18 protein-coding genes are annotated in these 18,526 nt (G+C 37.1%); 9 read left to right on the top strand and 9 right to left on the bottom strand.

Annotated features, from left to right (window positions below; all coding sequences use genetic code 11):
* The first annotated feature begins 8 nt into the window (after nt 1-8).
* Nucleotides 9-2,300 carry a beta-glucosidase BglX gene (bglX, locus tag MM239_RS04165; RefSeq protein ID WP_241346844.1) on the top strand — a complete coding sequence of 764 codons (2,292 nt, stop codon included), beginning with the start codon at nt 9-11 and terminating at the stop codon, nt 2,298-2,300.
* 136 nt (nt 2,301-2,436) lie between these two features.
* Here the strand turns inward: bglX and MM239_RS04160 are convergent, their stop codons facing one another.
* From MM239_RS04160 to MM239_RS04150, 3 genes are all read right to left on the bottom strand, one after another.
* The gene (locus MM239_RS04160) at nt 2,437-3,141 is read right to left on the bottom strand and encodes a DUF2490 domain-containing protein (protein ID WP_241346843.1); all 705 of its coding nucleotides are present in this window, start codon (nt 3,139-3,141) and stop codon (nt 2,437-2,439) included.
* A gap of 68 nt (nt 3,142-3,209) precedes the next feature.
* Nucleotides 3,210-4,175, bottom strand: a complete 966-nt coding sequence (locus MM239_RS04155; RefSeq protein ID WP_241346841.1) for a sodium-dependent bicarbonate transport family permease — start codon at nt 4,173-4,175, stop codon at nt 3,210-3,212.
* 42 nt (nt 4,176-4,217) lie between these two features.
* Nucleotides 4,218-4,508: a hypothetical protein gene (locus MM239_RS04150; RefSeq protein ID WP_241346839.1), complete on the bottom strand. Its 291-nt coding sequence runs from the start codon at nt 4,506-4,508 to the stop codon at nt 4,218-4,220.
* Nucleotides 4,509-4,610: 102 nt separating this feature from the next.
* Between MM239_RS04150 and MM239_RS04145 the strand changes: the two genes are divergently transcribed.
* From MM239_RS04145 to MM239_RS04110, 8 genes are all read left to right on the top strand, one after another.
* On the top strand, nt 4,611-5,528 hold the full coding sequence (locus MM239_RS04145; RefSeq protein ID WP_241346837.1) for a LysR family transcriptional regulator: 918 nt from the start codon (nt 4,611-4,613) through the stop codon (nt 5,526-5,528).
* Between the two features lie 110 nt (nt 5,529-5,638).
* Complete coding sequence (locus tag MM239_RS04140) at nt 5,639-6,208, top strand: Crp/Fnr family transcriptional regulator (RefSeq protein ID WP_241346836.1); 570 nt, start codon at nt 5,639-5,641, stop codon at nt 6,206-6,208.
* Between the two features lie 70 nt (nt 6,209-6,278).
* Nucleotides 6,279-6,842 (top strand): porin family protein, encoded by a 564-nt coding sequence (locus MM239_RS04135; RefSeq protein ID WP_241346834.1) that lies wholly within the window; start codon nt 6,279-6,281, stop codon nt 6,840-6,842.
* Between the two features lie 36 nt (nt 6,843-6,878).
* Nucleotides 6,879-7,100, top strand: a complete 222-nt coding sequence (locus MM239_RS04130; protein WP_241346832.1) for a hypothetical protein — start codon at nt 6,879-6,881, stop codon at nt 7,098-7,100.
* Nucleotides 7,101-7,287: 187 nt separating this feature from the next.
* On the top strand, nt 7,288-8,235 hold the full coding sequence (locus tag MM239_RS04125; RefSeq protein WP_241346830.1) for an acetyl-CoA carboxylase carboxyltransferase subunit alpha: 948 nt from the start codon (nt 7,288-7,290) through the stop codon (nt 8,233-8,235).
* Between the two features lie 94 nt (nt 8,236-8,329).
* Nucleotides 8,330-9,175, top strand: a complete 846-nt coding sequence (locus tag MM239_RS04120; RefSeq protein WP_241346829.1) for an MBL fold metallo-hydrolase — start codon at nt 8,330-8,332, stop codon at nt 9,173-9,175.
* A complete protein-coding gene (locus tag MM239_RS04115) occupies nt 9,165-9,950 on the top strand; it encodes a patatin-like phospholipase family protein (RefSeq protein ID WP_241346828.1) in 786 nt (261 codons plus the stop codon). The genes MM239_RS04120 and MM239_RS04115 overlap by 11 nt, the downstream gene beginning before the upstream one ends.
* An 11-nt stretch (nt 9,951-9,961) precedes the next feature.
* Nucleotides 9,962-10,522, top strand: coding sequence for a 1-acyl-sn-glycerol-3-phosphate acyltransferase (locus tag MM239_RS04110; protein ID WP_241346827.1), 561 nt, complete (start codon nt 9,962-9,964; stop codon nt 10,520-10,522).
* Nucleotides 10,523-10,719: 197 nt separating this feature from the next.
* Here MM239_RS04110 and MM239_RS04105 read toward each other — a convergent pair whose 3' ends face one another.
* The 6 genes from MM239_RS04105 to MM239_RS04080 form a co-directional block, all read right to left on the bottom strand.
* A complete protein-coding gene (locus tag MM239_RS04105) occupies nt 10,720-11,022 on the bottom strand; it encodes a rhodanese-like domain-containing protein (protein WP_241346826.1) in 303 nt (100 codons plus the stop codon).
* 2 nt (nt 11,023-11,024) lie between these two features.
* Nucleotides 11,025-12,860, bottom strand: coding sequence for a T9SS type A sorting domain-containing protein (locus MM239_RS04100; protein ID WP_241346824.1), 1,836 nt, complete (start codon nt 12,858-12,860; stop codon nt 11,025-11,027).
* Entirely contained in the window at nt 12,857-13,633 is a 777-nt protein-coding gene (locus MM239_RS04095) for a PASTA domain-containing protein (RefSeq protein WP_241346822.1), read from the bottom strand. The genes MM239_RS04100 and MM239_RS04095 overlap by 4 nt, the downstream gene beginning before the upstream one ends.
* A 103-nt stretch (nt 13,634-13,736) precedes the next feature.
* Entirely contained in the window at nt 13,737-16,808 is a 3,072-nt protein-coding gene (locus MM239_RS04090; protein ID WP_241346820.1) for a T9SS-dependent choice-of-anchor J family protein, read from the bottom strand.
* An 18-nt stretch (nt 16,809-16,826) separates the two neighbouring features.
* Nucleotides 16,827-17,069 (bottom strand): NifU family protein, encoded by a 243-nt coding sequence (locus MM239_RS04085; RefSeq protein WP_241346818.1) that lies wholly within the window; start codon nt 17,067-17,069, stop codon nt 16,827-16,829.
* 46 nt (nt 17,070-17,115) lie between these two features.
* Complete coding sequence (locus MM239_RS04080) at nt 17,116-18,210, bottom strand: Mrp/NBP35 family ATP-binding protein (RefSeq protein WP_241346934.1); 1,095 nt, start codon at nt 18,208-18,210, stop codon at nt 17,116-17,118.
* Between the last annotated feature and the right edge of the window lie 316 nt (nt 18,211-18,526).

Here is an 18,526-nt window from a genome sequence, read left to right as displayed (position 1 = left end):
ATAAGCATATGATTAGGTACACATACATGTTGGCAATAGCAATGGGAGTGATATTGTCAAGTTGTTCTGAAAAAGGTAACCATGCAGGTGAGGTAGACTTTACAGCAAAAGCGGATTCTGTCTTGTCCTTGATGACTTTAGAGGAAAAGCTAGGGCAACTCAATCTTCCAGCTGCTGGAGACATCACTACAGGTCAAGCAGAGAGTTCTAATATAGCAGAAAAGATTAAAGAAGGAAAAGTTGGTGGGCTTTTCAACTTGAAATCAGCCACAAAAATTCGAGAAGTACAGCGAATAGCAGTGGAAGAAAGCAGGCTAAAAATTCCACTATTGTTTGGGATGGATGTGATTCATGGTTATGAGACATTATTTCCTATTCCTTTAGGCCTATCGGCCAGTTGGGATATGGAACTCATAGAGAAGTCTGCCAGAATCGCAGCGGTAGAAGCGAGTGCTGATGGTATCAACTGGACTTTTTCACCTATGGTAGACGTGTCTAGGGATCCTAGATGGGGTAGGGTATCGGAAGGAAATGGAGAAGATCCTTACCTTGGAGCTCAGATAGCCAAGGCGATGGTGAAGGGATACCAAGGGGATGATTTGACCTTGGAAAATACTATTATGGCTTGTGTGAAGCATTTTGCCCTATATGGTGCACCCGAAGCAGGAAGAGATTACAATTCTGTAGACATGAGCAGGCAGCGTATGTTTAATGAGTACATGCTTCCATACAGAGCTGCTGTAGAGGCGGGAGTAGGTACAGTGATGACTTCGTTCAATGATATAGATGGAATTCCAGCTAGTGGTAATAAGTGGTTGATGACTGAGCTACTTAGAGATCAGTGGGGATTTGATGGGTTTGTGGTTACAGACTATACTGCTATCAATGAAATGATCGATCATGGTATGGGAGATTTACAGGATGTGTCAGCTTTGGCGTTGAATGCTGGTGTTGACATGGACATGGTAGGTGAAGGGTTCTTGACTACCCTTCAAAAATCTCTTGATGAAGGCAGGGTCTCAGAAGCTGAAATCAATGAGGCAGTACGAAGGATTTTGATCGCTAAATTCAAACTAGGTTTATTCGAAGACCCTTACAGGTATGCAGATCCAGAGCGTTCAAAAAGAGATGTCTTCAATGCAGAGCACAGAAAAGTGGCAAGAAAAATAGCCGCAGAGACTTTTGTCTTGATGAAAAATGAAGGTGATGTTTTACCTATTGAGAAAAAAGGAACCATTGCTGTGATCGGCCCGATGGGGGATAACAAAGAGAACATGGCGGGAACATGGAGTGTAGCTGGAAAATTTGATCAGGCAATTTCTTTGAGGCAAGGTTTGGAGAATGCGGTAGGTGATAAAGCTAACATCATCTATGCTAGAGGTGCAAATATCACAGAGGACGAAGTCTTAGAATCTCGAGTGAGTATATTCGGAAAGCCTACCTACAGAGATGATAGGTCAGCCGAAGTTATGATTCAAGAAGCTGTAGCTGCTGCTAGAAAAGCTGATGTGATTGTTGCTGCTATGGGAGAGTCGGCAGAGATGAGTGGAGAGGCATCCAGCCGCTCTGATATTGAGATCCCTAAAAGCCAGAGAGACTTGATGAAGGCACTTTTAGCAACTGGTAAGCCTGTGGTTATGGTATTGTTCACTGGCCGTCCTTTGGCAATGAAGTGGGAGGCTGAAAATGTCCCTTCTATTTTGAATGTATGGTTTGCAGGAAGTGAAGCTGGGGATGCCATTGCAGATGTATTGTTTGGAGATGTGAATCCATCGGGTAAGCTGACCGCTACTTTCCCTCAGAACGTCGGACAGGTGCCAATTTTCTACAATCATAAAAATACTGGAAGACCTTTGCCAGAAGGAGAATGGTTTCAGAAATTCAGGTCTAACTATTTAGATGTATCAAACGAACCTTTGTTTCCATTTGGTTTCGGGTTGAGTTACACCACATTCGAATACAGTGATATCAGATTGAATGGTACTTCCCTTGAAGGAGATCAAAAATTGGAGATAAGTGTTGAATTAAAGAACACTGGAAAGGTAGATGGTGCCGAAGTAGTCCAGCTTTATGTAAGAGATTTGGTAGCTTCTATCACAAGACCAGTTAAGGAGCTTAAAGGTTTTGAAAAAGTTTTTCTCAAAGCTGGAGAGTCAAAGACTGTAACTTTCGAGTTGGATCAGGAAGCTTTGAAGTTTTATAATTTCAATACAGAATTTGTATTTGAACCTGGTGAATTCGAAATCATGGTGGGTGGCAACGCTCAAGAAGTCAAATCTACCAAGGTAATTTGGAAATAAGATTCATAAAAAAAGGAGGTCTCAAAAGTAGATCTCCTTTTTTATACGTTAAGTGGTCTTTCCTAAGCTGAATTTTTTGCATAAGAATTCAAGTCAGCATCACAAGAAGCTTGAAACTTCAACGGCCAAATTTTGATCAACTTAGTTTTAGATAATGTCGAATGGTAAGTCTAAATACATTCCAAAGATTATCTTTTTGATCCTTATTGAGTTGGTGAAGCCACATATAGCCTAGTTCAAAAGCTGTATTTTCGAAGGGTTGAAAAATAGTTCCACCATAGAATCTATATTCACTCATTTTCCATTTAGAATCTTTTGTGAAAAATGATTCAGTTCTAAACTGAACACCTAAATATCCCTTGCTTTCCTCTTTTTTTATCAAATCTACAGTTGCTAACAGCCTATACCTTATCCTAAATGTAAAATTGTATTCATCTGTTAATATCTCGTTGTATGCTTTTCTGATAAACATTTGTTCTGTTCTCAATCGATGATTAAAATGAAGTTTTCGATTTCCATGGTCAAACTCAACCTGCTGATGTGGTCTCCATTCTGGTATGAAAAGATTACTTTGTTTATTTAGTTCTCTAGCATAAGATAAACCCAAACCAGCATTTAAACCTGCAACAATTTCATATAAGAAAGTCGTTCGAGTGATAAATTGCCTTTGAGAATGAAGTGAAAAGTATCTTCTATTATCCACTTCTGTCTCTAATTTAAAATCTCCCTTTGTCAATTCTTGATAATATCTTGTCCAGTAAAAACTTGTTGTTTCATTCTGAGCATTTGCTTGAGAGAAAATAATTATTAAAAGTAGTAGTAGAGGTGTCAATTTCATCATTGAACGAAATTAACATTTTATAGGCGAAATTTCCTGAAAATTTGAAATAAGGCTAAATCAAAATCAGCTTAGTATGATGCAATCAGGAGGTATATTGGCATACCTATGGTAATATTGATAGGGAAGGTGACGGCCAAAGCCATGGGTAGGAATAAGCCTGGATTTGCCTTGGGAACTGTCATTTTCATGGCGGCTGGAACTGCAATATATGAGGCACTAGCAGACAGTATTGCCAACATAAACCTATTGGATATATCATCTGTGACTAATCCGCTCATGAAGGCTACCATTGAGCCATTTATTAAAGGAATCACTACAGCAAAGATGATCGGGAACCAACCATAGGAAAAAAATGAGCCTAATTTTCTTCCGCTTATGATACCCATATCAAGTAGGAAAATTGCTAAAAATCCTTTGAAAATATCATTTGTGAAAGGCTTTATCCCTTCTGCTTGTGCATCAGAGGCTAAAAAACCGATCACAAGACTTCCTAAGATTAATATCACGCTTCCATTGGTAAATGAATGCTTTATTACTGTCCGTTTCTTCACCTTTTCCATCTGTAGACTGCCTTTCTCAAAGGTAGATATCAAAAGTAAGCCTATCACGATTGCTGGTGCCTCCATCAATGCCATGATAGCAACCATATGTCCATGTAGGGACATTTGCTGTATTTCCAAATAACTAACAGCAGTGACAAATGTGACGGCACTAATCGAGCCATATGCTGCTGCTACAGCTCCTGAATCGTAAATGCTTAATTTTCGCTTCAATATGAAAAAAGTATAAACAGGAATTGCCGAAGCTATTAATAGTCCGAAGAGAATAGTCCAAGCTATTTCCATGGTGAAAGTTTCATGTGCCAACTCTTGACCGCCTTTGAAACCAATGGCAAACAATAAGTACAGAGATATAAATTTGGAAGAATTTGCTGGAATTTCTAAGTCACTTTTGACCAATACCGCAATCAGACCCAGTACAAAAAACATCAATGCTGGGTTTGTTAAGTTTTCAACAAGCAGGTTGAAGTTCATTTTCTAGTTGCTTAAATTATTTGAACTGTAGCGTTAAAGATGCTAGTTGGAGGATTCATTTAGAGATTTTACTGTGACTTTAGCCTCAATAAGATAGATTGAATCGGATGAATCACCCGCTTCAAAAAATGTGTTTATATCGTTAATTTCTTTTTTTAAAAACTTAATTCTTTCCTCTGATTGCAAGTCTTTAGTACCATATTTAACACTTGAATTGAAGCTTTTTTTGACATGAAAATTTATTTTATCACTGAACAATTGATTTAGAATTTCCTTTGCTTCTTCCCCATTAAATGCTCCCTCTATTAATTTAAAATCTCTTTTCTTTTTCATTTTCTTGGCGTTTATAATCTTACTTTAATTGTCGGGCAAAATAGATTTAAATTTTTCATTAATTTTTATTTAACTTTATTATCGAAATCATAAAAATAATTTATGAATTATACATTACATCAATTGTTGGTATTTCTCAAAGTGGTAGAAACATGCTCTATCACAAAAGCTGCTGAAGAATTACACCTGACCCAGCCAGCTGTATCAATACAATTAAAAAATTTTCAAGAGCAATTTGAAATTCCATTAACGGAGGTGCTAGGTAGGAATATTCATATCACTGAGTTTGGCTATGAAATTGCCAAATTGGTAAAGCCGATATTTGACCAGATCCATTCCATAGAAGAGAAGACTTTGGCTTTCAAAGGTCAGCTTGCAGGCAAACTAAAAATTGCTGTCGTTTCGACTGGAAAATATGTAATGCCTTATTTTTTAGGAGATTTTATAAAGATGCACAAGGGTGTGGAATTGACTATAGATGTGACAAATAAGCGAAAAGTCCTAGAGTGCTTGCAGCATAATGAGGTTGACTTTGCATTGATATCCATTTTGCCAAATGATATGAAATTGGAATACATAGATTTATTGGATAATGATTTGTTTTTGGTAGGAGATAGTCGCTCATCTTTGGAAATTGGAAGTTATAATGAAGATATTTTCAAGGAATTGCCATTGATTTTTAGAGAAAAAGGATCCGGCACTAGGCAGACCATGGAAAGATTCATTGAAGGTAATAGCATAGATGTTCAAAAGAAAATGGAACTTACAACCAATGAAGCGGTCAAGCAGGCAGTTCTTGCAGGGTTGGGATACTCAATCATGCCTATCATTGGAATTAAAAATGAACTTCAATCAGGAAACCTAAAAATCATTCCAATCAAGGGCTTACCGATTACGACCAAATGGAGGTTGGTATGGCTGAAAGGCAAGCAACATATGCCAGTACCAAAAGCCTATCTTGAATACCTAAACGCTCAAAAATCAAGAATTCTGGATACATTTTTTTCAGATTTACTTTGATATTCTTACTATATTTCTTCTGGTTGAAATCAAATTTGAAGAAAAAAATGCTAAGTTTTGATTATGTTTAGGTAGGGGAAGTATAAGAAATCTATAAATTTCAATGAAAAATGACAGACAGTGACATCATTTCAAATTTTTTAAAATCAGTCGATGTTAAATCAAATGAAAAAGTATTTTCTGAATTTCAATTGGTATTAAAAGTCTTGAGGTATCCAAAAAAGCAAATTGTTCTTAAAGAAAATCAAATTGGTCAATTTGCATACCTGATCATAGAAGGTGCGGCACGTAGCTATTATTTACATAATGGTTTAGAAGTTCATACTTGGTTTTCTTTTGAAGGTGAATTTATAGGTTCTCTGAGAAATCATGATGGTCTACCGTCCAGAGAGACAGTGGAGCTTTTGGAAGATAGTATTTTACTTTCATTTGATATGATGAGAATTAAGGAATTGATGAAAATATTTCCGGAAATCACCAATTTTATCTATCCTGTAATTAATGAATATGCTCAATTTCTTGAAGATAGACTGTTTTACACGCACCTCAAATCCGCAAAAGAGAAGTATGATGCTTTGATAGCCTATCAACCTCAAGTTTTGAGAAGAGTACCTCTAACATTTATTGCATCATATTTGGGAATAAGTAGAGAGACATTAAGTCGGATCAGGGCTAAATGATTTTGTGACATAGATCAAATGATTGGTTTTGCTGCAGATGTATGTTTGCATCGGATAAAAACCAATCACCATGAAAGTAATATATCTAGTAATCTTTTTTGCATTAATACAATGTACTACCCTCAATGCTCAAGAAGGATCAAAGTATCAAATGGGTATAAAGGGAAGCATCAATTTCTCAGAGCTAATAGGTTTTGACGCAATACCTGATAGAGACAAGAAGGTAGGCTATTCATTTGGCTTATATCAAAATTTCAAAATTAAGGAAAATTTCAAATTGCAAACAGAAGTTGTATGGTCACTTCAAGGTGCAGAAGATAAAGTCAAAGGAAGGTTTAATATAGCCTATATCAATATTCCATTACTTCTAAAATGGGAGCATAGGGATTTTTATCTAGAGTTAGGCCCCCAAGTTGGGATTTTGACAATAAATTCTGGAAAAATAGAAGTCGGAGATCAAGTAATTCATGATTTTGACACGATTGATTGGTTAGCCAATGTGGGAATAGGATACAAGTTGGCTCCTGATTGGTATTTGGGCTTCAGGTGGAGCAGAGGGTTAAGCAATCTTCTTGATGGTATGCACCTGAAAAACAGTGTGTTTTCTATAGGATTTAGTTATCGTTTACATTAGGGTTGTAAGACTTTTTTAGGGAAAATGAATAAAAGAATGGCATCGATTGAAGTTTATAAAACGAGTGTAAGCACTTTGGATCAAGTTAAATCACTCAAAGATGAGTTGAACAAAGTATTAAAAAATATAGAATGGAATTTTGACTTGGAGGACTGTGATAAGATTTTTCGTGTAGCAACAGATTCTAAAATAACATTATCAGCGGTTGAAAGCCTACTTCAAAGTAAGGGTTTTGATTGTTCTGTCCTAGAATACTAAAGGATTTTAAAAACTATACTTGAATAAAGTATTTGCAAGTCAGTTAAGCGCATGATCAAACAAATGAGCGTGCTATCGGATTGAGGTAGGGATATCAAAAAAATACTGCTAGCTTTCAGTGTGTTAGATAAAAGTGTTTTTCTTAGCCAGAATATTTTTATCTTTGTCTTTGTCAAAAACGCTACATATGGTATTAGAATTTGAAAAACCAATTGCTGATCTTGAGACCAAGTTGCAGGAAATGAAGGACTTGGCTAAAGGAAGAAACATTGATTTGTCTGCTGATATTCAGTCATTGGAAGAAAAGATACAAACTTTGAAAAAAGAAACTTTCCAAAATTTGACTAGATGGCAGCGAGTTCAGCTTTCTAGACATGCCGATAGACCTTATGCATTGGATTACATTTATGAAATGACCAATGACTTTATCGAACTTCATGGTGACAGGTCTGTCAAAGATGATAAAGCCATGATTGGTGGATTAGGTGATTTGGATGGTAGATCGGTGATGTTTATCGGTCAGCAAAAAGGTAGAAATACCAAGCAGCGCCAAGAAAGGAACTTTGGTATGGCAAATCCAGAAGGTTATAGAAAAGCACTTCGCTTGATGAAGATGGCAGAAAAGTTTGGTAAGCCAATCGTTACTTTGATAGACACTCCTGGAGCCTTTCCTGGTTTGGAAGCAGAGGAAAGAGGCCAAGGCGAAGCCATTGCTAGAAACATCAAGGAAATGTTCATGCTTAAAGTACCAGTTATTTGTATCATCATCGGTGAGGGTGCATCAGGAGGAGCTTTGGGTATAGCTATAGGAGATAAGGTTTTGATGCTTGAGAACACTTGGTATTCTGTGATTTCTCCAGAATCATGTTCTTCAATCCTTTGGAGAAGTTGGGATTATAAGGAGCAGGCTGCTGAAGCTTTAAAGCTTACGGCTACTGACATGCAAAAAAATGGCCTAGTAGATGGTATCATCAGTGAGCCTCTTGGTGGAGCACATAAAGACATGAAGCTAATGGCAAAGACAATCAAAACAACCATTTTGGATGCCTTGAAAGAATTGGATAAAATAAAACCAGAAAAAAGAATCGACCAAAGAATAGATAAATTCTGTGACATGGGCGTTTTCGTAGAATAGGAATTTAGATATCATGATCCCATAATAACTGTCAGATAGTATTTGCTTCAAGGTAGTTATTGTGGGATTTTTGTTTGCACCAATCAGAACAAATATGAACTTACAGGTAATCAATACAGGTTTTTTTAAATTAGATGGGGGAGCGATGTTTGGAGTAGTTCCTAAGTCACTTTGGTCAAGAACCAATCCTTCTGATGAAAACAATCTATGTACATGGGCCATGAGATCATTGCTCGTGTCAGTAGGGGATAGGGTAGTCCTCATTGATAATGGTATAGGTGACAAGCAAGATGCTAAATTTTTCTCCCATTACTATTTGCATGGAGATGATTCATTGAAATCCTCACTTCATAAGGCAGGACTAGATTTCGCAGATATTACGGATAATTTTTTAACACATTTGCATTTTGACCATTGTGGTGGAGGAGTGAAGTATAAGAATGATAGTGGTAATGATTTAGTGACAGTATTTCAAAATGCAAAATATTGGTCAAACAAAGACCATTGGGATTGGGCTACTGAGCCGAATGCTAGAGAAAAAGCTTCCTTTCTAAAGGAAAATATATTGCCAATGCAGCAAAGTGGACAGTTAGAATTTCTCGATATAGAAAGTGGGAATTTTATTGAGGGTTTTGATTTCTTTACTGTAGATGGACACACGGATAAGCAAATGATCCCTAAGATCAATTACAAAGGAAGAACAATCGTATTTGCTGCAGACTTATTACCCTCTGTAGGGCATATTCCTTTACCCTACGTGATGGGGTATGATACCAGACCTTTGTTGACATTGGATGAAAAGCAAAAGTTTTTAATAGAAGCTGCTGAAAAGGAATATATCATATTTCTTGAGCATGATGCTGTGAATGAGTGCTGTACAGTGAAGATGACAGATAAAGGTGTAAGATTGGATCAAACATTCAGACTTGATGAAATCTAAACAGCGTATAGGCTTAGCTTTCTCTGGTGGAGGCATCAGAGGAATTGCACACTTGGGAGTGATCAAAGCACTGGATGAGTTCGGTATCAAACCAGACCAAGTGAGTGGAAGCAGTGCTGGAGCCATAGCAGGTGCTATGTATTGTAAAGGATACAAGGCAGATGAGATTTTTGATGCCATAGTGTCTACCAATTATTTTAAATTTATGCGTCCAGCAATAAGCTGGACAGGAATCTTCCGAATGGATACGGTAGTAGCGTTGTTTGAGAAGTACTTTACTGAAGATGATTTTGCTTCACTAAGCATCCCTCTTACCGTGGCAGCTACTGATATCAAAAGGGGAAAAGTGGTCTATTTTTCAAAAGGACCATTAATTAAGGCTGTGATGGCTTCATCATGCATTCCTGGGATGTTTGACCCAATAGAGATAGATGGCCGCTATTATGTAGATGGTGGGGTCTTGAACAACATGCCAGTAGAACCACATGAAGGTGTCTGTGATGTGATAATTGGCGTAAATTGTAACCATCTCCCTGAAGAACATAACATTACCAACATCAAAAATTTGATTGAACGGACAGTAATCATGTCAATGAATTATAATGTATACAGTCGAAAAAATAAGTGCGACTTTTTTATTGAACCAAAGGGGCTAGCTAAGTATGGCGTCTTTGATATCAAAAAAGCAGGTGAAATCTATGACGCAGGCTATCAAGCTGCATTGAAATTTATTGAAGAACACGAAGATTTTCGTGATTTGGGAAAATTAGCGTAATATTAACTGATATGATGAAGTTCCTTTCTAGAATAGTATTTTGGTTGACTGGGTGGAAATTTGTTTCTACTTGGCCAAAATCAATGAAAAAGGCTGTTTTGATTGCCATACCCCACACAAGTAATTGGGATTTACTTTATGCAAGAGCTGCTTTTTATCTAATGGATGTTCCTGTCAAGTTTACCATCAAAAAAGAGGTGATGGTGGGGCCACTAGGATGGCTGATCAAAGGTTTGGGAGGATTAGCTATAGACAGAAAGAAAACTGCTGGCAAAAGAAAGCAAACTTATACAGAGTTGATGATAAATCTACTAAAAGACTCAGATGAATTAGTGATGATGGTTACTCCGGAGGGTACAAGGAGTTATGCGCCTAGATGGAAGTCTGGGTTCTACCATATCGCTTTGGGAGCTAATGTACCTATAGTAGTCGGGTATTTGGACTATAAAAAGAAAGAAGCTGGGATCGGTCCTATTATCATGCCTGACGGGAATATGGATGCCCAGATCGAAGAAATGAAAGCCTTTGGTCGCAATGTCACTGGGAAATATCCTGATCAAGGAATTAGGTAGTTAACTTACATTATGAACGATATCATATAACTATATTTAAATTTATATATTGTTGTGATAAAAAAAATCCCAAAACTAGCTTTTTTTGAAGTTTTGGGATTTTTTTATAATTCTTTATAGCGTTATGCGATAAAGCAAATAATTATATATTTTCTATGATCATTATATTGATAATAATGATTATTGCTAATCTAACCTCAATCTTCCAGTGCCCTGAAAGCATTGATTCCACCGATCACATTTCTAACTTTGGAAAATCCTTTGGTTTCTAGAAACTTTTTAGCATTTCCGCTTCTTGCACCAGATCTGCAATGAATGATGATCTCTTGATTTTTGTACTGATTAATTTCGTCTAGCTGGTGTGGCAAAGTACCTAATGGAATATTTAAGGCACCTAAATTATCCTCTTCGTATTCCCATTCTTCTCTTACATCAATGAATACAAAGCTTTCTTGCTTGTCTAACCTTTCTTTTAACTCTTCGACTTGAATATCTTCCATGATTATTTTACGATTATTCTATAAGACTGAGGTTTTCCTTGTTCATATACATTGATCAAGTATATTCCTCTCATTTGATTTGCAAAATTAAGAATTTTACCCTTTTCCACTTCCTCCATTTGCACATTTATTGTTCGACCATACTGATCTATGATACTGATCAACTCAAATTCACCTTCGATTTTCACAAATTCAGTGACAGGATTTGGAAATATCTTGATACGACTACTTGGACCTATTTCACCTGATTCAAAAGGTGGTGATTGACTAAGGTGTGGGCGAATCATTAAAGAGCCTTCTACAAATTCATTTTGCTGCCAGCTTCCTGTTACGTTGTAGTATATTTGGTCACCACTGTCTCTGTTTTTGTCTAGTCCAACATATATGAATTCATTAGAAAATTGCATATACCCAATGTAGAATTCTTCAGGAAGCTGAATGTTTTCCTCGAATTCAAAATAGCTAAATTCTTCAAGATTTTCTTTAGCAGGAATAACAGCTTCAAAAACGTAAATTGGCTCTTGATTCAAATCAGTCCATACCATGATGTCTATCCCTCTACCGAACTGCTGGAAATTTGTGAAATTGATGCTCACTCCTTTGAGAAATGCTTCTTCGATTTTTTCAAAACGTACAGCTAGCATTCCCGACCTTTGATTGATCCCAGCAGAGTAGTCTAGCTCACCATCGTCATAGGCGAAAAAATCCCGAATCGGGACAGAGGTTCGTACAGTATCATTTACCCTAAGATCTACTTCTGGAAAAAACACACTGTCTCCAGCTATCAGCTGATATAGTGATCGATCACCAGTACTCAAATAAGTGATAACCTCAAGGTCTGACTCTTCTTCTGGTAGTTCCAAGGTGGGAATAGGGTTTGAGGAAAGCGATCTTCTTTCAAGTGCCAATGGTACTGGGTTGATTGGCGTATTGTTATTGATTCTTTGTAATACTGTCTGTGAATCCTTTTCTCTGATCTCTATGGAATACTCCATGGCTCTAAACCTATTCTCTAGATTTTTGAACTCATTTCCTGTGGCATTAAAATATGTCTCTGGATTAGCCTCAAGTTCAAATAGCGGAATGGCACTGTATTGATTAAAAATAGGAGAGTTGGCTTGTGTCAGTGCCCTATCAAACCTATTTAAGTCTTGGGAATTTCTGTTTTTATTCAGATAAACATAGTCTATCAACCATGCATCAAAAGGACCCGAAAGTCTACCTCTTGATTGAAAACGAAATTGAAATGCCTCGTGAAAGTAGTCTTGCGTCACTTGGATAATTTCATGTGTAAAAAACAGTCTATTGGCTTCCAGTTCTCCATTCTGCCTCCATACTTCCATCCAATCTCCATTGGTATTCAAAAATTCCAAAATCAAAAAATCATTTGCATCTGGCATTTCTGCTTTACCAGCTGGTTGCCAATAAAAGCTTAGAAAAACTGTTTGCTCTTCTGAGTCACTTAAGTCACTCAAATCAATCATATGTGAGCTAAGTTGGTCAGCTACACCTTGTGTGAGTGGACTGTCAGCATATGGTTGACCATTGGCAGCTATACCATCCAATATGGCTACACCGATAGTTGGAGCTGCATTGGCAACAGTAATTGAATGTGAAGCACCTTCATTTATCCATTTGGAATCGTCAATTCCTCTGGTACTAAAGTCATCCCAAAAGGGCAAGGTTAAAACCACATCCTCACGGGTCCTAGCTGTATGAGACTGATTTTTATTCTCTTGTTGTGGAAGACCGAGTTGTTTGAACTGTGCAAAGGCATCACCTATACTTTGAAAAAGTAGTACTAGTGAAAAAATAAGGATTGATTTCAGCTTTGTCATTCAAAGTCTCTTTCTTTTGATATTTCAGATATCCATAGATCCAAAGGTTCTCCTGTTTTTACTTCAGCTCCAGCTGGAGGTATTTGTCTAACAATTGTGCCTTGAGGGACAGAGTCTGTGGTTACGTAATTGATTCTACCCATTCTCAAGCCAGAGCCTATAATGAGGAATTCCGCATCAACTTCATCCATGCCGATGAGGTTAGGTACATCAAGGATTTGATTTCCTAATCCATCTCCTACAACCAAATCGATTTGTGAACCTTTTGGGATTTCGAATCCTTCTGCGATATTTCTGCCTCTATACTTTTGCTCCAATACCACATTGTTTCCAATGTCTGGAACATACTTTATCTCTCCTCTTACTAAGCCTATGTTAGCCAAGATTTCTTGAACATTCTTTAATTGACTATGCACCAAGTTTGGCATTTTGATCATTGGTGCATTTTTTGAATTAAGGGTTACATAAATCTTTCTTCCAGATTTTACTTGACTTCCTGCTTTTGGGATTTGTTTCAATACGGTCAAGGAAGGTAGGTCAGCATTGAAGCCACTGTCTAACTCAACCTCGTACTGCAAATTCCTGTTTTTCAGGTAACTTTCTAATTCATCATGCCCAAAGCCTTCTAAATCTGGTACTGATACCGTCTGACCATGATTAGTGTAAGAAGGTAAAAATACCTTTAAAAATAAAAATGAAAATAGGGTGACCACCCCGAATATTATCAGTAAATGTATCCCAACTTTTTTAATGGAATCTTTGATTTTACTCATGAAGATAGATTTTTTTTAAGCTAACGTATAAAGGTAAAATTATATTTAACCTTCTCCAATAAATGTGCCCTTTTGATCTAATAAATGATAGGTGCAAGTATTTCTAATGGATAATCAGTTTGCGAGTTTCTGTTATTGAATTACTTGTAATTTTCACAATAAATACACCTTTAGAAAATAATTGTGTACTGAATGTATATGTTTGGTTCAAAGTATTAGGGTAGTCAATATCTTGCACTATTGCGCCAGTAGATGAGATTACCTGAATATTTACTTGCTCATTACTTCTTAAGTTAAATGTCACATTGAACACATCTCTTGCTGGATTAGGGTAGATTATTGTGTTTCCAAGACCTGGATCAACAGGGTCAGGATTCGCTGATAAAAATAGCTCAATGTCATCAATGTAGATTGGATCATTGCTCGGGCTTCCATTTTCTGCTACAAATGCAATTCTTACATTCGTTCTTCCACTTCCTGCGAGCGAACTCAAATCTATAAACTCTCTCGAAAAATGAGTGCTAGTATTTGGATTCACAACTCCAGAAGCGAGTGTGTTGATTTCATCACCAGTTTTCCTTCCCAATTCAGTATAGTTCACTCCTCCATCCAAGCTTCCCATGATTTTGAAAACTGTATTGGGAGACTGATTGCTTGCTGCAAGACTATAGAAAATACTGGCTTGCCTGCTAGATGAAAGGTTGAAAATGGGGGATCCTACCCAGTTTTCATCACTAGCGTTATCACTTCTTAGTCTGATAAGGTTGTTTTGAGTTTCACTTTGAAGAGGCAATATTTCCCAGCTATTTTGATTACTATTTACATTAATGCTTGTCCAAGGCTCCAAAACTGTCGAATTATTAAAGTTTTGTCTCCATGGCACAGTGACAGTATTGGTGTTTCTCACATTGAATTGAATCAATGAAGACTTATTGTTAGGGTTTTGATCAAAATTTGGAAACTTGATTTCATATGAGAGTCTAGATGTGCCATTGGTATTTAGGGAATTATCTATCTCTAAGTTCAAAGATTCATTTGGACTAATATTAAATCCAGTCCCTATTAAAGTTTGCGTTATACTATTATTAGTTTGTCTATCAAGCGTAAAAGAGTTTACGGTCAAATTTCCTGAATTGAAAACCTGAAGTACTTCTTCACTTTGTGTACCATTATTAATCGGTCCTGGACTAAGCAGCCTTATAAGGTCCAATTTGTACCTGTAAGTCTCTTCTGTGAGAACTTCAATATCTTTCAAGTATATATTATTCCCATAACCATTTCTGGCAATGAAAGCAATTCTCACATTGTCAAAATCATTGTATGCCTCCAGATTTACAATTTCTCTTCTAAACTGAGCATTTGAAGTTGGAATGAATTCTTCAATAATTGCATCTGAGGTCTGAAGCTGAAAGCTTTCTTTGCTGTATGGGGCATCAAGGATATTAAAAGTATTTCCACAGTCAGTTGACACAGCAATAAACATAGCATCAGAAAACCCTGCGGCATTATAAGGAGCATGAGCCATGTTGAAGGTCAATTGAGCGTTAGGAAAATCATTGAGATTGATAGAGGGAGAAATAAAGAAATCTAATGCTCCTTGAGCCTCATAATCATAATTTCTAATTCTCATCAAGTTCTGAGATGTTCCAGAGATAGGAAGTGATATTCTCTCCCATGTCAATGAACTGTCAGGATTTCTAATGAGCCAATTGTCTGTTCCAGTGGATAGGTTAATGGAATAGGGTAGGGATAAGGCTGCCTGTAAAACAGGGGTACTGCTTAATGTATTGTTAGTGGGATTCTCATCAGATTCTTGACCGTTGACCTGAGTAATGATAGCTTGAAACTCATCTTGGCCATTTCCATTTAATGTAATAGGGTTGAAATCAACGGTGATCATATCACCAATGGCTAAGTTCAAGGTGAAATTTCGACTTTGTATCAAAGCTCCGTTCAATCTAATTTCAATAACAGCTGAAGTTACAGGACTTGTACCTCTGTTAAGGATTTCCAATGTCGGAACTATTGTGTTTTCACAAATAAGGTCCTGAGGATTGATGATTCTTTCTAAAGAAAGATCGAGTCCAGGAGGGTTAGGGTCTTGAGTAGCAAAATTATTTATTAGAGAACCTCTTCTTGGACTGAATTCAAGGACAGCATTCATCCTGTTGACTTGTCCTTGCGTGAACAAATTCATACAAGCATCAGGACTATAATCCATGTAATTTTCAGTCATGTCTCTACTTCCACAAGAAAAGATAGGGTTATTGATTCTACAAGAGTTGTTTGCTGTTTGTTGATTTGGGGTGTCTTCTACAAAGTCATCTACATCACATCCATTGGCTGGATTTTGAGCATCTCCCCAAATGTGTCTTAGTCCTAAAAAGTGACCTACTTCATGGGTTGCTGTTCTTCCTCGTGAACCTGCTACGGCATTTCCTCCTTCTCCAAAATACCTGTAATCCACTGTTACTCCGTCTAGTTCTCTTTGAGTTGGGACAAAGTTTAGCCCGGGCAAATCTGAAACTGGAAACGTGGCATAACCTATAAAAGGTTGTTGTAGAGGGATTACCCACATGTTAAGGTAGTCTTCCTGTGGCCAGCTAGAAAGCTCTGAAATCAATGCTGCATCTGTTTGGTCATATACACTCTTAGTGCCTTGCACCCTTACAATACCGTCTGTAGGAAGCCCTCTTGGATCAACTTTGGCAAGCACAAACTCTATATTTGCATCAGCAGCTATATTCAGAAACTCACTAGGGGTTTGGTTTCTGTCTAGATTTTGTCTTCTGAAATCTTCATTTAGAATCCTGATTTGAGATTCAATCTGCGAAACAGGAATGTTGGTGCCTTGCCCCACTGGTGTGCCATTGTGTATTACATGGACTACAACAGGGATTAACCTTACGTCATTTTGAGTTCTGCTTTGAATTCTTGGTGATTTTGCGACCTCTTCGATCTTTCCATTGATCCAAGATTCGAAATAATCCTTAGAACCATACACACCGAGTGCTTCTTCTTGTAATTTTTCAAAATAGGTATGAGCACATTTTTCATCATGAATATGCTGAAGCGGCTGACCAAAAAAACTTTGTGCCTTGATGGAAAAACTTAAAATAAAGAAGAAAAGGGTAAAACAAAAGTTTACCCTCATTCGGTTAGATGTTCTTATCATGCGAAATTTTTATAAATCTTAAGCCATTGTAATATTGATAGCTTCTACCTTCACAATCTCCGGAATAGCCTTTTTGATTGCTTCTTCAACTCCTGCCTTTAATGTCATTGAAGACATAGGGCATGAGCTACATGCTCCCGTTAGCTCTAACCTCAGAACCATATCATCAGTCAATTCTACAACTTTCACATTACCTCCATCAGCTTCAAGATACGGTCTAATACTATCTAAAGCATGTTCTATCTTATCATTCATTTCCATATTGTTATTTTGTCAATTATGCTTTTGATTAAGCATAATGATTTTTTTATTCATTAACGTGAACTACTGTAGTTTTACTTTTTTCTGCATTTCGTATGGCAACTTGACGTGCTACCGATTCTGCTAATTCCGAGAAAGCTTTTTCTGTAATTCCAGCTTTCATCACAGCCGGAAATCCAGTATCACCACTTTCTCTGATACTTTGTACGATTGGAATTTCGCCTAAAAAGGGAACTTCAAACTTATCAGCCAGCCTTCTGCCACCTTCTTTACCAAATAGATAATACTTATTGTTTGGTAATTCTTCTGGTGTAAAATAAGCCATATTTTCAACAACACCTAAGATAGGAACATTTATTTGAGCCTGTCTGAACATCGATAGTCCTTTGGTAGCATCTGCTAAAGCCACTTTCTGTGGAGTAGTGACAATTACAGCACCTGTTACTGGTATTGTTTGTACCATTGTAAGGTGAATATCGGATGTACCAGGAGGTAAATCTATCAATAGATAATCCAAATCTCCCCATTCTACATCAGCAATAAATTGCTTTAAGGCAGAGCTAGCCATTGGGCCTCTCCATACTACTGCGGAATCTGATGGTGTCAAAAAACCAATAGACATTAATTTAACACCATATTGCTCTATAGGAATGATGATGTTTTTGCCATTTTCTTGTTTGACAGCAGGTTGCTCGGCTTCCACATTGAACATTGTAGGTACAGATGGACCCGATATATCAGCATCTATTAACCCAACTTTTGCTCCAGAATTAGCAAGCGCTACTGCTAGATTGCTAGCAGTCGTAGATTTACCAACTCCTCCTTTTCCAGATGCTATTGCAATAATGTTTTTTACATTAGGAAGTAAAGGCGTATTGTCTCTGGTGGTAGTCACTTGAGATGTCATGATAATGTCAAGGGAAATATCCTTTCCAATTTCGTCTTCAATCGCCTCTACACAATTGTTTTTGATCACTTCTTTGAGTGGACAAGCAGGGGTTGTCAAAACCACCTTGAAGCTTACATTATTCCCTTCAATTTGTATATTTTGAATCATTCCTAAAGTCACAAGATCTTTTTTCAAATCTGGATCTTCTACTTTGGATAGTGCACTAAGTATTTGCTCTTTTGTAATCGTCATGAACTGCTTTTTCAATTTGTGCGCAAGTTAATCTATAAATGTTCTAAATAAAACCTTTAACATGCATTAAGGTTCAACAAAACTCAATAAAAAAGAGACGGGAGACGAGAAGCGAGAGACGAAAAGCTAGATTAGAAATGAGAGACGAGAAATTAGAAACAAGAAACAAAGACGCGACACATAGAACTAAGAATGATGGATAGGTTCCCCCAGGATATGTGGAATATTTCCTCCTTTGCGCTGTAGGCATGTTTCCACTTTATTTGGTTTTAGTGTATTCCTCCCTCATCCTTTTTCATTCATGCTTTCTAAAATC

Origin of the sequence: Belliella filtrata, assembly GCF_022549775.1 — a bacterium.
GTDB lineage: Bacteria > Bacteroidota > Bacteroidia > Cytophagales > Cyclobacteriaceae > Belliella > Belliella filtrata.
Note: the sequence above shows the minus strand (reverse complement) of the source record. Positions and strands in the feature narration are given on the sequence as shown.